At 46.0% G+C, this 18,885-nt stretch carries 18 protein-coding genes; 5 read left to right on the top strand and 13 right to left on the bottom strand.

Annotated elements, in window-relative coordinates; translation table 11 throughout:
• The first annotated feature begins 20 nt into the window (after window positions 1–20).
• Complete coding sequence (locus ACE3K2_RS17125; RefSeq protein WP_421892604.1) at window positions 21–575, top strand: DUF1697 domain-containing protein; 555 nt, start codon at window positions 21–23, stop codon at window positions 573–575.
• Window positions 576–710: 135 nt separating this feature from the next.
• Here the strand turns inward: ACE3K2_RS17125 and ACE3K2_RS17120 are convergent, their stop codons facing one another.
• From ACE3K2_RS17120 to ACE3K2_RS17110, 3 genes are all read right to left on the bottom strand, one after another.
• A complete protein-coding gene (locus ACE3K2_RS17120) occupies window positions 711–1,154 on the bottom strand; it encodes an Hsp20/alpha crystallin family protein (protein WP_421892601.1) in 444 nt (147 codons plus the stop codon).
• A 191-nt stretch (window positions 1,155–1,345) separates the two neighbouring features.
• Window positions 1,346–2,548, bottom strand: coding sequence for an MFS transporter (locus ACE3K2_RS17115; RefSeq protein ID WP_421892598.1), 1,203 nt, complete (start codon window positions 2,546–2,548; stop codon window positions 1,346–1,348).
• A 306-nt stretch (window positions 2,549–2,854) separates the two neighbouring features.
• A complete protein-coding gene (locus ACE3K2_RS17110) occupies window positions 2,855–3,814 on the bottom strand; it encodes a helix-turn-helix transcriptional regulator (protein ID WP_421892595.1) in 960 nt (319 codons plus the stop codon).
• Between the two features lie 318 nt (window positions 3,815–4,132).
• On the opposite strand from ACE3K2_RS17110, the gene ACE3K2_RS17105 reads away from it, so the two are divergent.
• A complete protein-coding gene (locus ACE3K2_RS17105) occupies window positions 4,133–5,653 on the top strand; it encodes a choice-of-anchor I domain-containing protein (protein WP_421892592.1) in 1,521 nt (506 codons plus the stop codon).
• Between the two features lie 203 nt (window positions 5,654–5,856).
• Here ACE3K2_RS17105 and ACE3K2_RS17100 read toward each other — a convergent pair whose 3' ends face one another.
• Together ACE3K2_RS17100 and ACE3K2_RS17095 are read right to left on the bottom strand one after the other, a co-directional pair.
• Window positions 5,857–6,069 carry a hypothetical protein gene (locus ACE3K2_RS17100; RefSeq protein WP_017687076.1) on the bottom strand — a complete coding sequence of 71 codons (213 nt, stop codon included), beginning with the start codon at window positions 6,067–6,069 and terminating at the stop codon, window positions 5,857–5,859.
• 146 nt (window positions 6,070–6,215) lie between these two features.
• Entirely contained in the window at window positions 6,216–8,459 is a 2,244-nt protein-coding gene (locus ACE3K2_RS17095; RefSeq protein WP_421892590.1) for a carboxylesterase/lipase family protein, read from the bottom strand.
• Window positions 8,460–9,095: 636 nt separating this feature from the next.
• On the opposite strand from ACE3K2_RS17095, the gene ACE3K2_RS17090 reads away from it, so the two are divergent.
• Entirely contained in the window at window positions 9,096–10,748 is a 1,653-nt protein-coding gene (locus ACE3K2_RS17090; protein WP_421892587.1) for an alkaline phosphatase, read from the top strand.
• A 166-nt stretch (window positions 10,749–10,914) separates the two neighbouring features.
• Window positions 10,915–11,280 carry a VOC family protein gene (locus ACE3K2_RS17085; protein WP_421892584.1) on the top strand — a complete coding sequence of 122 codons (366 nt, stop codon included), beginning with the start codon at window positions 10,915–10,917 and terminating at the stop codon, window positions 11,278–11,280.
• Window positions 11,281–11,389: 109 nt separating this feature from the next.
• On the opposite strand, the gene ACE3K2_RS17080 is transcribed toward ACE3K2_RS17085, so the two are convergent.
• The 8 genes from ACE3K2_RS17080 to ACE3K2_RS17045 all read right to left on the bottom strand — a co-directional run bounded on the left by ACE3K2_RS17080 (window position 11,390) and on the right by ACE3K2_RS17045 (window position 18,235).
• Window positions 11,390–12,613, bottom strand: a complete 1,224-nt coding sequence (locus tag ACE3K2_RS17080) for a GNAT family N-acetyltransferase (RefSeq protein ID WP_421892581.1) — start codon at window positions 12,611–12,613, stop codon at window positions 11,390–11,392.
• A gap of 183 nt (window positions 12,614–12,796) precedes the next feature.
• On the bottom strand, window positions 12,797–14,275 hold the full coding sequence (locus tag ACE3K2_RS17075) for a methyl-accepting chemotaxis protein (RefSeq protein ID WP_421892579.1): 1,479 nt from the start codon (window positions 14,273–14,275) through the stop codon (window positions 12,797–12,799).
• A gap of 307 nt (window positions 14,276–14,582) precedes the next feature.
• Window positions 14,583–15,626, bottom strand: a complete 1,044-nt coding sequence (locus tag ACE3K2_RS17070; protein WP_421892576.1) for a pectate lyase — start codon at window positions 15,624–15,626, stop codon at window positions 14,583–14,585.
• Window positions 15,627–15,827: 201 nt separating this feature from the next.
• Window positions 15,828–16,013, bottom strand: coding sequence for a hypothetical protein (locus ACE3K2_RS17065; protein ID WP_421892573.1), 186 nt, complete (start codon window positions 16,011–16,013; stop codon window positions 15,828–15,830).
• Between the two features lie 36 nt (window positions 16,014–16,049).
• Window positions 16,050–16,376, bottom strand: coding sequence for a hypothetical protein (locus ACE3K2_RS17060; protein WP_421892571.1), 327 nt, complete (start codon window positions 16,374–16,376; stop codon window positions 16,050–16,052).
• A gap of 14 nt (window positions 16,377–16,390) precedes the next feature.
• Window positions 16,391–17,041: an SMI1/KNR4 family protein gene (locus ACE3K2_RS17055; RefSeq protein ID WP_421892568.1), complete on the bottom strand. Its 651-nt coding sequence runs from the start codon at window positions 17,039–17,041 to the stop codon at window positions 16,391–16,393.
• Between the two features lie 25 nt (window positions 17,042–17,066).
• Window positions 17,067–17,747 (bottom strand): hypothetical protein, encoded by a 681-nt coding sequence (locus ACE3K2_RS17050; RefSeq protein WP_421892565.1) that lies wholly within the window; start codon window positions 17,745–17,747, stop codon window positions 17,067–17,069.
• A gap of 35 nt (window positions 17,748–17,782) precedes the next feature.
• Window positions 17,783–18,235 (bottom strand): DUF6386 family protein, encoded by a 453-nt coding sequence (locus ACE3K2_RS17045; protein WP_421892562.1) that lies wholly within the window; start codon window positions 18,233–18,235, stop codon window positions 17,783–17,785.
• 206 nt (window positions 18,236–18,441) lie between these two features.
• Here ACE3K2_RS17045 and ACE3K2_RS17040 point away from each other — a divergent pair, with 206 nt between their 5' ends.
• Window positions 18,442–18,813, top strand: a complete 372-nt coding sequence (locus ACE3K2_RS17040; RefSeq protein ID WP_421892558.1) for a PilZ domain-containing protein — start codon at window positions 18,442–18,444, stop codon at window positions 18,811–18,813.
• Window positions 18,814–18,885: the final 72 nt, after the last annotated feature.

Genomic DNA, 18,885 nt, shown 5'->3' with positions numbered 1-18,885 from the left:
AGAAATTGGAGGGCATCCCTATGATCTATGTGGCTTTGCTGCGGGGCATTAATGTAGGCGGGAACAATAAAATTAATATGAAACAGCTGAAAGAAACGTTTGAACAAGCAGGCATGCTGGATGTCGTTACATATATCAACTCGGGCAATATTATTTTTGCCGATCATCAAGAACGTGTCGATGCAAATAGGGAGATATCCTACTTGTTAGAACAAGCCATCGCCGCCGACTTCAGCTTGCAGATCAGGGTGATGGTACGGAATATGGACGAAATCCAGAGTGTTATTGAAGCACTCCCGGAAGAATGGACTAATGATGACACGGCCAAAAGTGATGTGATGTTCCTCTGGGATGAGATCAATGAGCCCTCCGTTCTGGACAAGCTGCCCATCAAACCGGAAATCGGCACACTGATTTATGTTCCCGGAGCCATTTTGTATTCAGTCAGCAGAGAGGATGCATCCAAAAGCGGCATGAACAAGCTTGTGGGTTCCAAAGTCTATGCTTATATGACTGTAAGAAATGTAAATACCACACGTAAGATCTATGCCTTGATGCAAGCAGCAGAGAAGTGAATTGGACCCAGCACAATGCATAGTCAGTGATTTCTCGTCCAATTCACATAGAAAATAAAGCATGCAGTAAACATCCTAGTGGATGTCTCCTGCATGCTTTTTGCCATGTAAGGAAACTATTTTTCCCACTGTGAATTAGTTAATCTGAATTCGTCTGCGAGATTGATCATCCCCAGGACGTTTCGGAATTTCAAGCTTCAACACACCGTCTTCCAATCTGGCCTTAATATTCTCCTCATCAATATGATCCACATAGAAACGCCGGATAAATTCGCCTGATCGGCGTTCCTGCCGAATGATCCGATTGGAGTCATCCTTCTGTTCAACCATGTCATGGCGTTTGGCACGAATAATCAATTCTTTACCTTCAACTTGAATGTCTATATTCTCTTTGGCGGTGCCCGGAAGCTCCGCTTCTACCCAGTATTTGTCTTCTTCCTCCCGAATGTCCGTGCGAAATGGCTGGGAGCCAGTTCCAAATGGGGAGAGGAATGAGTTCTCAACCATGTCATTGAAGGATTTCAGCATGTGTCCGAACGGGTCTTCATTTCGCTTACGAAACGGAATCAGATCAAACATGAAAATCAGCTCCTTTTAAGTGGTTGGTTTATTGGTGTTGCTTACATGGAATATTATAATACGCGTGCAAATAACGCTCAAAGTCCGTAAAAGACGAAAAAAAACGATTATCTTTCACCATGGTTCACCATTTTAAAATAGATCCTTTTTTCTTTTATTTTGACCTTTTTTGATCTTCTGACTTTATCTGACTATAACGAATGAATAGGGTCCGCTATAGTATTGGATTGATTTTTCCTCATTCCCAGCATCATGATTGCCAGCATGACAACCAGAACAGCTACGAGCATAAACGGAATATGTTTGTCTACCTGATAGAGTGTCGTTGTAAGTAAAGGCGTAATGACTGCGGATATCCCCTGAATCGCTGCTACCAATCCCGCTGCACCACCCTGCTGTTTTTTGCTAACTGCCAGCGAAGCACCTGCCATGAACCCCGGCATCATCAGACCCGAACCCATACCAAACAGGAAGAATGAGAAATAATACATGGGCAACACATGGAAGACCAAAAACAGAATCATGCTTGCGAGCAGAAAAAGGGAACCGAGCAAAATCATCGGACGTGGTTGCCATTTCAACCACTTCATCTGAATGACCTGCATGATCAACATCGCTGCTCCAGAGAACATGAGTCCAAACGAAACCATTCGGGCCGTCGCCGCTGGGGATAGGGCCAGTTGATCCTGAAAATAAAATCCTCCGACAACCTGCAATGTCATGATGCCCATCATCGTAACCAAGCCTGCAGCAAGGTACATTCGTAGACCGCGTTGGAACGGATTGACTTTAGACGGTTTTGCCTGAATGACCGGTGTCGCTGCCGGCATTAACAACAAAGCGATAATAAATGCAGCTATCGCGATAAAAATGCCAAAATAAAGCGGCCAAAGCAGACCAATGAGGGTAAAAGCTCCCGCAATCGCAGGTCCAAATACAAGGCCAAGTCCATTGGCAGCGCTGATAATTGCCATCCCGCTTCCTCGCTCTTCTCCTTCTGTCACATCCCCCATATAGGCTTGTGCAGAAGAAAGTACGGCCGGAATAAACATACCGATCAGACTGCGCGTCACAATCAGAAGAGTTAGCAACACTCCCCCTCCGATCCATGAATTTAATCCCCCATACAATGCCAAAGCAAATAATGCACAGCTTACAGACATCCCTATGAATCCAATCAATATAATCGATTTTCTGCCCTTCAGATCACTGAATCTACCCCATACCGGAGCCATGACAGCCATCATAATGGACCCAAGTGAGATAATAAGACCGGAATGACTTTCTTTCATGCCTAACTCACGAATAAGTGGTGGCATGATGGGTGCAATCAGCATCAGACCCAACATGGCTGCAAATACGCTAAAAAAAATACTACCCCTGATTCGGTTCATGCTCATACACTCCTCTATATTTCAGTGCAGTATGCACTGTACCTGGAGTATACAAGGCGGAATGAATCCCCACTGCCTCTATACGGAACAATTCACGGCAAGCCGGATTATTAATTTTATTCCAAATAAGATAAACCCATGTTACACCAGACCATTACGATTGCAGCACCATCTTTCGATCGCTGTTATCACCGGATTTCTGTGATTCCCTTCTATGATGGGAGAAATCCGTTGATAAAGGCGAACGCTCCGCTTCTCCAGACTGGTTGCACTCTTCGTTCTTGTGTAATGTTTCAGTTCTTCTTATTAATAAATCTTTTTCATCTCAGAGGGCTTCACGCCGAATTTGCGATAAAACTGCTGTGAAAAGGCACTGACATTGCTGTAACCGACCGCAATCGCGGCCTCGGTGACGTTGTTATTCTGATTGCGCAGCAATTTCATGGCGTTGTCGAGACGAACCTGACGTAAATAATCGAAGACTGTGCTTCCAAAAAGCGCCTTGAACCCTTTTTTTAATTTAAAATCGTTAAGACCCACTTGTCTGGCCAATGCTAGCAATGACGGAGGGTCTACCATACATGCCTCCATAATCTCCCGTGCCGTATGTAACTTCCGGATGTCCTCTCTGGAGAATCCCGCAGGGATCGGCGCCAGATCAAACAGTTGGATCATAAATCGATTCAAGATTTCCAAGGCTGTCGCTTCCATCATTAAGGAAGATCTATAGTTATTGTTTAATTCCACAATCAGATGATCAATCATCGTCCGTATCCGGTTATCCAGTTGAAATACAATTGGCTTGAACACCTTTTCCCCCAACACCTGATTAAACGCAATCGGCTTGAAACTGCCCAGTTGTGCCGCGGCATAATTGAATAGAGAGACCGGAATCCCCAGCGAAAAGGACGTATACAACTCTCTTGCCGGAGGATGAAACCACGCTTCGAAATCATGCATGAAAATGAGGGCACCCTGACCAATGGATAACGAATAATCCTGACCCGATATATCCACCTGTCGTTCTCCTGACAAGGCAAATTGCAATTCCACAATGGGTGTCTCGGACGCAAAATACGTTGGATAAGGCTGATGATATTGAACCTGTGAATATAAAATCTCAATGCCACTGTAAGTTGTTACTCTTTTGATATTGCCACTGCCCGCCTTGGGAGAGAGCAGATATGTATGTTCATCTTGCTGACTGTAGGGTTCCTGGGTCAGGCAATGCTGATATACTACGCCTAATGTATCATCCGTGCGCATGGGTTCACCTCGCCTATATCTTGATCAGACTTGTCAGTAAAGAAAGCATGAATCAATTGATAATGATTCTCAATTATAATTCTAGCGTATTTTCTCCCGTTCGACCAGTCCTATATATATGAAGGCTCACGTCTGCTTTTTTTCTTCATGTGGCAATCATTGTATACACTAACTTACATATCGAATTTGGAAAAATATCTCTTATCTAACCTTTTACACAAATTGCAGACTTCTCTTACCTCTCCTTAACATAAGTTCCCTATACTAAAACAATTGTACACACCATCACACACGAAACGATAAAGGGGATCTGGAACATTGAAAAAGAGAAATCCATGGCTTGCCGTTCTGTCGATGACCGCCATTCTTAGCGCAGGAGCAACCGGCTACACATCAATGATTCATGCCGCTGACGCAACTAAACCCGCTAACGAACATGTCGTACTGCGTACAGCCATCCAAAATATGCAGGGTACAGTCACATGGAACGGTAACAGTCGCAGTGTCGATATCCAGATCGCAGATACGAAAGCACAACTTCTTGTCGGAACGTCATCAGCCACCATCAACGGTGTGAAGACTTCTTTGGACAGTAAAAGCTACATCACCAACGGCACAACGTATGTATCTCCTCAAACGCTAAAATTAATCACGGATCAATTGATTCTGAACCAAAATAAAACCGGTTTTGAACGGACCGCATCGTTTCAGATGCCCGGTGGCAAAGCAGAAATAGCAGCCTCTACGCCAGATGGACAGCGCCTGCTCGTAACCGAAGCAGACAATGGCAGTATCTCCGTACTGGACATTGCTGACCTGAAAAACATCAACGTATTGAAGACAGTCAGCTTCCATGACCTCTCCGCCAAAGCTGAAGTCACCAGTGTAACGGTGTCCAAAGATGGCAAATACGGTCTGGCTGTTGTTCGTACAGGGGATACAGACAGTGAAGCAAACAAAGGATTGCTTGCCATTGTGGATCTGACAACCTACAAAACGGTAAAAACATATGAACTCGGTATTGGTCCTGACTCGATTGCACTGTCACCTGACGGTCAGCATGCGGTGATCGCCATAGAGGATGAAGAGCTGAATAAAGCTGCCGATGAAATTGACTATGCCAACACCAAACGTCCGGGTAGCATTATGGTTGTATCTTTTGCTGGCGGGAACGTATTGGAGGGTGAAATCACCAACTTGCCGGTATCTCTGGACAATGTAGAAGGTGCCATCTACCCGCATGATTCACAACCGGAGTATGTTGCCATTAGTCCAGATAACAAGACAGCAGCCATCACGTTGCAGGAGAACAACGTCGTTGCCATCGTAGATCTGGAGACCAAAAAGATCATCTCTATCTTCGCGCTGGGTACCACTTCACATCAAGCAGATCTGAAAGATGATGGTATCGTTCAGTTTAAAGAGACATTGACCGCTCGTTATGAGCCGGATGGGATTGCTTTCTCGGCAGATGGTAAATACCTGCTGACAGCTAATGAAGGGGACTTGGGCAAGGATGAATTTGAGGATGGGATAAAAGCAGGCGGACGCAATATTGCTGTCTGGGATCTGCAAGGCAAGCGGATGTACGATAGCCAGAACCTCATTGACACGGCCACCGCCATGGTTGGCTTGTACCCGGATGATCGCAGTCCCAATAAAGGCAGTGAAGTAGAGAATCTCACCGTTTCTACTGTGGACGGAAAAACATACGCAGCAGTAGCTTCCGAACGGGCAGATGCCATTCTGTTCTTCGATCTTGCTGATCCGGTCAATCCGGGACTACCTGGGTCTGATTCCTACAGCTGGAAAATCACCAGAAGGAATTCATCGTGTTAACGGACGCAGCCTGTTTGTAAGTGCAGATGAAAGCACCGGAACCCTTAGTTTTTTTGCCAAGAAATAGTTTTAGTATCCATGGCGTACAAAGACTGAAATGAGCGGTTTCACGTTGTATTGAGTAGGTGGGGGCGTAGAGCCCCTGTCCTCTCCTACTGTTGTACCCACACCATTCCGTGTATCCAAAACTAGTGGTGTAAATGTTATCGACGCTTCATATTTTCCAATTCCCGCCTGTTCCGCTCTACTTCCTCTTGTAACACTCGTACTTCCATCCTTAATGCGGATACTTCCTCTTTGACGCCAGACCTCTTCATCACAAGATAGAAAACCAGATATAATACAAGACCAATCATAATAAAGAAAATTAATAGCGTTATAATACCTGCAATACCAAAATTACTAACTCCATCCATAATGTACGTTTTCCCCTTTCCCATATCTTATTAATTTATATTTACAACAATACCATATTTATGTATAACGAACAGTATAAAAAGCCAAGAGAGCATGCTCCCTTGGCTTTCAATTTATCTATATATGCCTTCCTATCAGGTGATCCTTATTCCCAGAAGAAACGGCCTGCGAACACTTTTTCCGTCAACAGTTTGTACGTTTCTTCAGGCAATTCTTTTTTCATCTTTGCCATAACGGCGTCTTTGCCTTGATTATATTGTGTGGACATGCCAATCTCTGCCGTTGTATTGCTTGCATCCAGACGCATGATCGGGGCTTGAGCATCTTTCGTCCAAGGTGTCCACGCCGCCAGCTCAGGGGAACCGCCCGTACCTGGATTACCTGTGTACAAGAACTGCTTCAGGTAAGCTGCCATCGCGGTGGACAACTCATCACGTCCTGGTTTGTTCGTATCGCTGAAGTACCCCTCAGGGAAATAGGCAGCAATGCCGTCCGCGTGTCCTGTATAGAAGTCCATATCCGCACCATGTGGTGCGCCAAGTAACGTGAGCAGACGCTCAGAGATAACCCCAGGCTGTGTGCCCCATGCAAAACGATACGCATATACCGGCGGCTGACCTGCTTTACTCGTCAATTGTTCTGCTACACGCTCTGCATTAAAGCCTGCATAAGCTTCGCTACCGTATTTCAACGCAGCAGCATATTGTTCCGCCTTGGTTTTATCGGTAAACAGGGTTTCATCCGTAATCGATGGCGAGAAGTTCGGATCACCGAAGGCAAAACCAGAGAACTCCGTTTCCAGGCTGCCGAGCAATACAGGAACTTTCTTATAATTGCCATTATTGATGGCGTCAAATCCTTCTTTTGGAATCACGGTGCCATCCCGGAACAGATGCGGGAATGGTTCCATACGGATTGCGGTTGCACCAAATGCTGTGACCAGCTTGTCCGCAGGCAGTGCACGCAGGTAACTCTCCAGCTGTGCCTGAGATTGTTTGCCAATCCATGCTTTGGCTTCTTCTGCATTAGCCGCTTTCCCCTCTTGCACGAGTAGCTTCACAAGCACATCCTCGGATTTTTGCGCGCCTTCTTCCGGTGATGCTGTCGTCAATCCTCCGCTGAAAGCAACTGCTTTTTGATACAGTCCTTTGCTGAGTGGAGAGATCAGAGTTGCCAGCACATCACGTGCACCAGCAGATTGTCCGGCTAATGTAACATTGCCTGTATCTCCGCCAAAACCTTCGATATTATCCTGTACCCACTCCAATGCACGGAATGCATCAAGCAGACCGTAGTTACCTGAGTCATCCAGGGCATTACCTGTTTTCAGCGCTGCATTCTCGAAGAATCCGAGAGCTCCCAAACGGTAGTTCACCGAGATAATGATGCTGTTGGTGCTCCGTGCAAGCTGTTCACCCTGAAAATCTTTGCCTGATCCGGTCATATTCCCGCCGCCGTGCAGGAACACCATAACCGGAAGTTTCGAGCTGGTTGTGTCGGGACGCCAGATATTGAGATACAACGAATCCTCGCTACCTACTGTATTTTTCCCAGAGATCTGCAAGCTGTTCGCAGCAAATTCCTTGGCCGACCTGGTTCCTGTCCATGCTTCTGGTTCTTGCGGGGCTTTCCAGCGCAGTTCACCTACCGGAGGTGCCGCATAAGGAACACCGAGCCAGCCGAGTGTACCATATTGCTCATAGGTTTTACCCTCAATTGTGCCATACTTGGTCTGTTGCACCGTTTGAGGTTTGAACGCCCCAGCTTCTTTATGTTTCAACCAGTTCTGTTCCAAGGTTCCACTGCCATTCTTGAACTGTGTCTGCAAAGCCTGTGCGGTTGCCTCGGCCATCAGGCGGTTGGTAAGCTCGCTCGCTCCCTTCCCTTGAAGTACCTTGATTCCTTTTCCAGCCGCATAGGTGGCAGCCGCTCCTTGCTCATAATCCGTACCCGCTTCATATCCCAGCACCTTCAGCAGCATTCCGGCATAACCTTCCGCTGTAAGTGGTGCATTAGGTTCAAACTTCTCCGTTCCTGTTACGATCTCAGCCACATACGGATGCTGCTTCAAGTAACCAACGACCGGTTGTAATACTTTGCCTGCCTGAGCGGCATCGTCATACGTTGCCGTTCCCTGGTAAGCCAGTGCTTCTTTCTCCAACCCGGACAAACGCAAGTAAAGTACTGCGGCCTGAATACGTGTAGCTTTTTTGTTCAGATAAGCTGCATTAACACCTTGACCGCTTCCGCGAATAAGCTCCGATTGGATCAGCTTGTCCATCGCCGCTGAAGAAGAGGATGTGGTATTGCCTGCTGCATATGCTGGTAACCCGGATACACATAACCCCAGAATGGTTGCTATGGCAATCGAACGTTTAATGGTTTTCATGTCAACAATCTCCTCGCTGTCAAATAGTGTGTGATGGGATAATTTCATTGGAAATGGACATCTTTGAATCAGTATTCCAATGTTTGGATGAGTCTATTTCTCTATTTAGGAAAACTTAAATCTGCTGCGCTCCTTTCTGCTCGAATGATCTGCTACGGCGCTTGCGGTTATGCCATCAGGCATTTTTTTATATAAAAAAACCTGAACCGAAGGCAAATAGACATCGCTTTAGCGTGGTCTACTGCCCTCAATTCAGGTTTTGCCTGCAATCAGTAACAACCCTGAGGAATGAGGCTCATTCCATATGATAATGTAAACGCAATCAATCGTTTGATGAACAAAGAACCAACGAATGAACTGACACAGGTATTGCCCTGAACACGGTTACAATCCTGTTGTTATGGTGATGTTAGCACACAATGTAAGCGTTCGCAATATCTTTTTTTAATCGTCTTCATAGGACTTCGACAGGGTGAACACAAAAAAACCTCATTCTCATTTGGGCTTAAACTTTAATACGCTTCATTAATCGTAAATTTTACATATAGTTAACCCATTCCATACGTTAGTTTAGCAATTGTTGTATACACTTGGTTTGGGTTACCAACTATACATATATTTTAGGAGGTCGCATTCATGTTAAACCGGTTTAATGTCCGTGCAGCCAAAATGATGCTCGCGGTGACAACAATTGTTACGGCTACACTCGGAGGAAGCAGTGAAGCGTGGGCTGTGGAAGACACCACCTCAACAACCTCTGCATCACCGATTAAAAATGTGATTATTCTGATTCCTGACGGGATGGCTAACGATGCGACTGCTCTGGCTCGTTGGTATAAGGGATCGTCCCTGACACTGGACTCCATGGCAAGCGGTATGGTTCGTACACACTCCGCCGATGCACCGATTGCAGACTCGGCTCCAGCGGGAACTGCTTTTGCAACAGGACATAAATCTCACACCGGATTTGTCGGTGTACTGCCGGACAAGGCTACAATGCCCGGGCAAAAGGCAATTGCGCCTGGAGATGCAAGAAAACCGGTCGCTTCCGTACTAGAAGCTTCCAAATTAGCTGGCAAAGCAACCGGAATTATCGCTACATCCGAGATTATGCACGCCACACCAGCGGACTTCTCCTCTCACTATCCTGACCGTAAAAACTATGATGCACTCAGCAAACAACAAGTCTACAACGGCATGGATGTTGTGTTGGGTGGAGGTAGCAAATATCTTGAGCCAGCCGGACGTAAAGACGGCGAGAATCTGGTTTCAACTATCAAAGCACTGGGTTATGATTACGTCACTACACCAGCGGCAATGAAAGCATCGGATTCGACCAAGCTGTGGGGTATGTTCGCACCCGCAGGCATGGCTTATAATATGGACCGTGATCCTGCGAAGCAACCAAGCCTTGCCGAGATGACATCCAAAGCCATTGAAGTTCTGTCCAAAGACAAAGACGGCTTTTTCCTGATGGTCGAAGGCAGTAAAGTGGATTGGGCAGCTCACGCTAATGATCCGATTGGTATTATCAGTGACGTGCTGGCTTTTGATGATGCCGTGAAAGTAGCTATGGATTTTGCCAAAGCGGATGGAGAGACTGCCGTAGTGGCTGTAACTGACCACGGCAATGGTGGACTCACCATTGGTAACAACGCAACTAGCGGCACTTATGACAAAGAGCCGTTGTCCACATTTATCGGACCTTTGAAAAAGGCCAAACTGACAGGTGAGGGCGTTGAAGCGAAGCTGAATGCCAAGCGTACAAACATCAAAGTAGTGATGAAACAATACTATGGCATTACGGACCTGACTTCCGAGGAGATTGCCACCATTAAAGCGGCCGAGCCGGGCAGTCTTAACTATGCAATCGGTCCAATGATCAGCAAACGCGCAGGGATCGGTTGGACAACCGGTGGTCATACAGGTGGAGATGTCGTGCTGTACACGTATGCTCCCAACAATGATCGTCCATTCGGTGTGATTGACAACACGGATGTCGCCAAATATATGGCTCGTGTACTGGATCTCGATCTCGACAGCGTAAGCAAACAATTGTTTGTCCCTGCCAAACAGGCATTTACAGCCAAAGGCGCGACGTACAAACTGGACCTGACTGACGCCAAAAATCCAAAGATCCTCGTTACCAAAGGCAACACCAAGCTGGAACTGCAAATCTACAAAAATATTGCACTGGTAAACGGCAAAAAGACAACCTTGGAAGGTGTCATTGTTTATAACGGTGTAGAGGCATTTGTACCACAAACGGCCGTTGATCTGATTCAATAATTCGTTAGAACGATCTGAACTGCAAGAGATTACACCATTTGGCTGCCGAATATTTCGGCAGCTTTTTTATTGTTTACTGCTAATGGGTAGGTTCCTGCTAACGCCTAGCGTATAATGAACGTAACAAAAAATACATATCATGCAAAACAAAAGGAGAGATTCACCCATGTTGATCAAATTAAACTGGATCACGCTGAGGGTCAGTAATTTGGAAGCTTCACTCGGGTTCTACCACGACATGCTCGGACTTCCAATTCAGCGCAGATTCGAAAGCCGTGGACGGCAGATTGCCATGCTGGGCAAGGAGAATGAAGCCAAGCTGGAATTGATTGAGGGCAGTGAATCGACTCTTAAACCAGAGGCCGGCGTGTCGATCGGCTATGAGGTGAACTCCCTGGATGAAGCCATGGAACGGTTGGCAGAGCTGAATATTCCGATTGTACGCGGCCCTATCCAGCCCAATCCGCATCTGCGGTTTATTTACATTGCCGATCCAGACGGCTTCGAGGTACAACTCGCAGAGCATGTCTAATTAGGCGAACGTACTGTGCGCATCTCGATAACCAGTTGTGTGTGAAGGTGTAAGTCAAACCTCACGCACAGCCCCGCATAGGGCAGCGTAAGTAAGTTATTATGCCTGTTTACAGCTTCATGCGGCGCATCAGCGGCACACCTACACGATTCAACAACCGATCAAGCAGCAGCCAGCACCAGCGTCTGCCCCATGAAAGGTGGCGCTCATACACAGCCGAATACTCAAAATCCGCCACAGCACCGCGATTACGCTTAAACTGCGCCGCCCCGGCGCTCTCATGTAACAGGTTGCCGTTCTCACGAGCCTGTCCGATCAGACAAGCGGATAACATGCGGTATAACCCGACAGACTGGTGCACCGCTGTCTCGTACCCGAACAGTGGCGTTGTCATGATTCCATTTCGGCAGAAATAACCCATGACCGCGTCCAAGCGCCCCTCCTTCCGCAGTCCATACAGCCTGAGTGTTCCTGATGCCATCGCAGCAGCAATGAACCGTTCGGTGAACTGGGGATTGTGATAGGAGTATTTTTCAAGGTATAACAGCTTGTACAACTCCACGATTCGCGGAATATCTGCATCCGTCATATCTGACTCGGAAACGAATTCGTAGTTGTGCTTGGCTAATAATTCGTAATCCCGCTTTAACAGCCAGCGTGACTTCGAGTTGCCAAAATTAGGATCATGCGCTTGGTACAGGTAGATCTGTCGGCTCGGGATGAGTCGACACCCCACTTCCGTTAGCCTCGCCATCAGCTCGGGATGAAGTCCCGGACACAAGGAGCGAAACACAATGACATGCTCAGGGTATCGCTCTTGTACCGCTGCAAGCAAACATTCTGCCTGTTCACCGGACATGGCAGGATAGAGATTGGTGGACAACAGCCAGTTGTTCACATGCACAACTTTGTTAATCTGCGATTGCTTCATACCCCGACCTATTAGACTGAGAAGTACAGAGAGTCCTTTTTCCAACACCGGCTTCTGCAACATGGTTAATTCCTGCTTGGCGTAACTCACATAATGCGTATATGGCGAACAGACATAAGCATTATCATACTCTGTATCATTCACCGTCAGTGGAATAACGAGATCGTCGATCCGGGCAAGCAGCACTGTGGTCTCCACGTTTGACATAAAGCTATGCGTTCCTTCCAGCATCATGGGTTCCAGATAAGCTCTGGCATATCTGCCATCCTCCGTATCGGGCCAGTCCATGTCTATGAACGAATGCTGATCATAAAGACGCACGCGTTCAGCGCCATTATGCTTCCTATGCTCATATGTATGGTCATCGTATTCCAAATTATCTTTCATTCCTTTATTCTTCAACCGTTTACTCCCCCATGAGGTAACATCTACTTTTAACTACCATGTACAGTTTCATTTCTACTCTCTTCATACTCTACACACACTCTATAGGAAAAAAATGTCGGCATCAAGCGGTACTGCAGATGAAAAAAAAGCCCGTCCAGCACGATAAATACGTACAGACGAACTTTCAACGATATAGGATTAAAGTTTATTCTCAACGGAAGAAACCTGGTGATCCGAGACTAACTCATTCAGATTCACAATCAGTTGCTCCAGTTCTCCGAAACTTTCCACCATCTTCTGTGTCAGGTTACGTTGTTCTTCCATGCTCGCCAGAATCTCTTCTGTCGCTGCACTGGATTGCTCCGTTACACTCGAAATCTCGGAAACCTCATTCACTACTCTGGTAGAAGAATCCTTCATTGTTGCAGAACTCGTCTCAATATCTGTCGCTTGATTCAACACATGCTGAGAGTTGCTGTTGATCGTACGGAACACTTCATCTGCCGTCTGCACGCTGTCTCTTCCTTGTTGTAAGGATAGACGAATACGTTCGAAGCGATCTGTCAGTGCCTGCGTTTGTCCTTTTAACCGAGACAGAATGGTTGAAATATCATTCGCAGATTGACCTGAGCTCTCGGCCAGCTTGCGCACTTCCTCTGATACAACCGCAAATCCGCGTCCATGCTCGCCTGCACGAGCCGCTTCAATGGCTGCATTAAGCGCGAGCAGGTTGGTCTGAGTTGCGATATCCGCTATGCTGTTCAGCATAAGCGTCATGGACTCACTTTCCTCATTAAACTTTCGCATGTCATTTGCAGTTGTATTGATCGTTTCATATAAATCTTGCATCTGAATATTCAGTTGGTCCATATGTTCGCTTCCTGTTTGCGTGCTTGTTGCCATACTTGCGGACAACTCTTTCATCTGCTGGGAGTACAACGCAACGTCCTTAATATGGCGATCCGATACAGCTAAGGATTCCGAAATGTCGGCCACACTGGTTGCCTGGAACTCCACACCTTTGGCAACTTCACTGAATCCCAGGGTCACTTCATGGGTAATGGAACCTGTTGAATCCACCTTTTGCTTCAATTGATCCGTATAACGAGATAGTCCGCCAACAGACTCCTTAACCCGTTCAAGCATCGTTTCCACGCGGGTCCGCGACGCTTCGACCTCACTCCATCTTTTTTCACTTTCATGAAAGAGCTTTTGGTTCAGATAGGACACCATGAACATGATCCCGCCCGTAACGGCGAAGAGCCCTACATTGATTGCATTAGTTTCAAACTGATCCTGAGTCGTTGTAGGAATAATCACAAGTTGAAGAATATTGTTCGCAAGCATAACCGAAAATCCGATAATAAACCATTTTTTATTTGGATAAATAAGCAGGATCGAAGAGATGAGAATGGCAATTAGCGGATCAACACTTCCCCATCCGGCGAATACCCCGCACAACGAGATCAGCACAGTGTTCACCCAAGGAATGAGATGGATGTGCTTCTTTTTGGCGTTTGCATAAGCGAGCCAGATTCCATACAAGATCACAACACCGTTGGAAATGAATAATTTGGGCTCAATTAAAGCTACAGAAAATCCTACAATTAATACAACCCATAAAATGATGCTGATGATCTTGTTCCGTTTCCATATAATTTCGTCAATACGATTCATGCATACCCCGTCCTTTAGATAAAATAACTTGCGATTGTAGGGCATACTCGCACTCACACCGGCCTCTTTATGGTTTTCTACCGTGCATATTTCGACGCAACGCTCAGGCCACCGCCATAGTACAATGTTACTTCACAAACATGAAAGCAGCGCTACATTATGTATATCGGTATTCCGGATATAAATTTAAATATCAACTTTTAATTAATGTGCTCCCATATCAAAAAAAACATAAGAAGCCTTTTTTATACGCTGTTACGTACAAGAAAGGCTTCTTGGTTATGCTAATAAACATGAATACAAGGTCTTATTTTCCGAATACAAGTGTCGTATGGGAAGAGCCTGCATACTTGGTAACGAACTCACGCGCGTAGCTGGCACTCTCTACCTGGTAACTGTAATTGGAGCTTGGTCTCCAGTTTGTTTTAGGCGAAGTCGGACTGTTAAGCGCTGGTGTACTTCCTGTATCCGTAAACTCACCTTTTCCTTTGTCATCCAAGATGCCACCCTTCTCAGCGCCAGCACCAAAGAAGTTGTTTTCTGAATAAATCCGTGCTTTTTCACCAATGGTGATGGCCTGATTAAAGTTGTTTGCATAGTTGTTTTTGAGATGGAAGTAACCATATCTTAAAAGTCCAGGACCACGTACATATAAGTTTTCGAAGTAATTGTTGGACATCGTCACATGAGGCACTCCATTGTAACTGCTGTTACCATCATTCGGATGTCCAAGGATAACGCCATACTTATGATTAGCAAATTTGGAATTGCTGATTGTAATATAATCGGCACGATCACCAATATACAGAAGTTTGTCCAGATCACTACCGCCAGAGTTATAGCTGTGACCAGCAAACGTCACATGATCAATCCAGTAATTGGAACCTGAAGTGATATACATCTGGATATCATCATTGGCATTAATATTGGAAGCGTGTTCAAAAGTCAGATTCTGAAAAATCACATTGCTTGAACTGCTTGTGGATCTGAAATGAATATTTGTTAATGTATGTCTGTCAAAGGAACCTACGAGTGTCTTGTTCGCTCCGAATTCAACCTTTTGCAGCGTAGAGGAAGAAATATTCTGTTCAACGACGACAATTTTGGCTATAGAACCCGCCATATGTGTTCTCAGGTCATTGAGATTACTAACGTAAACCACCTGACCATTCTTGCCACCTGTCGTGGCTGACTTGGATACACCACTTTCATTCTTCGCATTGCCTGCAAAACCGGTCAACCCGTTCGTAGACGTGTTCGGATAACTGGCCGCGCCATAGGTAGAAGGAGCCGTTGAGATTGTTAACAACAATAGAGTTACCGCGAGTAAAAGCATAGAGAATTTCTTCAAAATTTCACCATCCTTTATAATATTATCCTCTAAGACAACTCGATTATATCGTGTAACCTCGGCTGTGACAATACAAAAATTGCAAAAGGACAACAAATATTATTTTTGTGCAACAGTAGATCAGATATAGTGAAAAAACAAAAAAAGTGGGATCAAGCCTCGGCTATTGCCATGACTTCATCCCACCAAAACGATTCCATTTTATTTAATTTTGATTTTCAAACGAATGTAGTCAAAGTCTTCATTATATATGAACAGCATGTCTTCCATCTCTACTTCATCCGATTCTTCTATGTATAAAGGGGATAAAACAAAACCCACATTCCGCTGTGGACCTTGATACTGATAGATGAGCGCAGGAATTGTTTTCTTTGATTTTTTAGCCATATATGATCCTCCTGTTTCAGGCAAATCTCTTACGGATCAGAGTTCAAACCAGATTAAACCGCCATCCATCTGCCCGGTTACTAGCTCCATCTGTTGCATCCAACTCCGGCCCTCTTCACCCCAGATATGAAATAAACAGTACATATACGAATCCCCGTCCACAATCTCTTCCAACCCGGAAGCCTGCTCTATCCACACTTCAAGGGCTGTAGGCCAGGAAGGATCTTCACGTTTCAACACAAATCCGTTGACTTGGTATTCCAAACTATACACTTCGGTAAATGTTAATGCACTTGCCAGATGTTTCACAACTGCGGGTAAACTCACAGACTCTGTTGTTCTAATCCCATATTCCCAGCCCATATGCACAACCTCCTTCAGACTTCGTTCGTTCCGGATTGTTGCTTTTGTTCGTGCATTTGCTGGATCGAACGATCCAACCATAATTCATACCAATCCAGAAAATGTAGTCGATTCGTATTGCCCCAATACTGGTCAGGATAGATTCCATTTCGGTTGGCCCGGTCGTCAACCCAAATCTCTCCGTAGGAGGCTCCCTTAACAATCAGATTCATGGAAATGCCACAACCAAAATCACTGATGCGCAGCATGCCTGCCGACCATTTTGGATCAAAATATTCGTGCTCTAACACATGCCATTCCTCTTCTTCCATGCTGTCATTGAACCAGTCATAGCTCCAGTTCCATGCTTCCGTGAATTGAAAAGGGTCCGAGATTGCATTCAGCTCATCATCATAACCAAGCACAGCGTATACGCCGTCATCCGGGTTTTCCAGACCATAATAAGGTCCTACACCACCCGTTCCCATATGAAGAAGCCATGCCTTATACTCCTCCGGCAACTCAATTCGCCATTTCTGTTCAAATTGCACAATATCCTTCTGCGTCCACACAGATGCCATTTCATATTCATGGTTTTCTGCCCCGAACAGGTCCAGATGCGGGTCCAGGCTTCGAAGCGTGATCAACTTTTCACGTATTCGCTCCAGTTGTGCAGTGTACATCATCTACCGTTCCTCCTTTGCTACTCTATTATGTTTGTTCCACCGCGTACCCGCGCTGCTGCAACTCATTCAATGCGGCCGCCACATCTCGCTCAGGACACAACTGCTTAATCAGGCTCGCAGTCACCGGTTTTTCATCATATATCTCAGCTACGGCTTCCAACGACAGATCCAGCAAATCATAGTACCCTTTGGCCCAATCAACGTAATCTTCCGAGTTCTTGTTCATATATCCCAGCAAAAATTCTGCGCCACCTCTGGCGTCCGCTTCATCTTCCTCGGCCGTGGCCATCTGAATCCAGTTACCAACCATCCATGACAAGTCGTTCCCTTCCTGCCATAGGCAAAAGGTCACATCCTCCATATCCAATGTTTCCTCCTGATCTCGCAGAACAGCCATTAACGCCTCTGGCACTTCATCGTACATACCCGGGTAGATCTCACCATCCTCACGAGCATGTGGACTTAAAGGTGACTCATGATCAAATCCCTTGATCAACGTGCCTGAGTTCGTAAACAAGACATGCAGATGATCACCTGCACCGTTATTGATGTTTCCCCATGCCACACCTGGCTGAAGGTCATTTTCATAATGATGAACGCGTAGCCATTCTTCCTCCGAAAAGATGATGTCCAGTGCGGCGAGTATTCTCAACCGTTTACGCAGGGCATCTGCATTCATCATGATTGTGTCATTCCAAGCCTGCATATGAATCCCTCCTGTTCATATATCGTAGATGTACACTAAATCCGGATTAATTCATCCAGCATGTTAATTCCCTGTATACTTGGTTTCAAGACTATCGCGATCCGACTGGCTTCTCTGGAGATAATACACGCATAGTTTCCGGGCTTTAACTGAAGCAGAACCCCTTCACACGTCTCATCCGGTTCCAGTTCACCACCACTGACATCTTCTGCTGCTCCCAGAAAGACCTCCCCGGACGGAACCTGCAGATGATACACCTTTTCCCGTTCCGCTACGTAATCCGGACCTGAACCTACCTCTGCATCCTCTTCCAGGCTCCACTCCACCTCATATGCTCCGTCCGCACCCAGATTCAGGAACAGACAATGACCTGCATTCACCTCAGCCAGCTCATCTTCCGGAATGGACCACCAGTCCGAAGTATCCTGGGTACGGTGCTTTAACGCTGCCAGATCATACAGGCACAATGTTGCCGTATCTGTTACCATTTTAAATGTTCCCCTCATATTCTCCCGTCCTTTCGATCTGGATCAGGTCTGACCCCAGAAATATATTCCATCATTATATCAAGCCTGATGCACGTGGAAAAGGAACCCATGAACCATCTCCGCTCTCGCAACTCTTCATTTCTCGCTCCAAACGGTCGATATAAGCATAACTGACTTTTTTGAACTTGATGGAGGAAGCCATGGCAATGAACAATAGAAAAGAACCCTTTCGCTACACATTGAAGGAACCGATCAGCTTTGAGATCTATATCCTAAGCATCAACGGAGTCAACGCGCCTCCCAAACCCATTCAGGCCGAACTATGTGATATCAGTCGATCCGGCTGTCAGCTGTCATTTCCGCTGTCTCTTCCCGTAGAGAACAACGATATTCGGATCGGAATGAATATGCTGCTCTTTGAAGACCCTTTATATATGGAAGGCACTCTCCGCTGGGGTCAAGAAAAAAATACGTCATGGCACTATGGTGTTCAGCTTGAAATGCAGGACGGGAACCAGGATCGTCTCTCCAGAGAGATGCGAATGCTTGCAGGCCAAGGCAAGATTATCGTGAAATAAGGAGTGGCCCTATAGCCCGCTAATCTAAAAAAACAAAAAAACAGCCCAATCAAGTTGGACTGTCACAAGATA

The sequence above is a fragment of the Paenibacillus sp. genome (assembly GCF_048976745.1).
In the GTDB taxonomy this organism is placed as follows: domain Bacteria; phylum Bacillota; class Bacilli; order Paenibacillales; family Paenibacillaceae; genus Paenibacillus.
The sequence above is the reverse complement of the archived record's forward strand: the minus strand, read 5'-3'. Positions and strand labels throughout refer to the sequence as shown.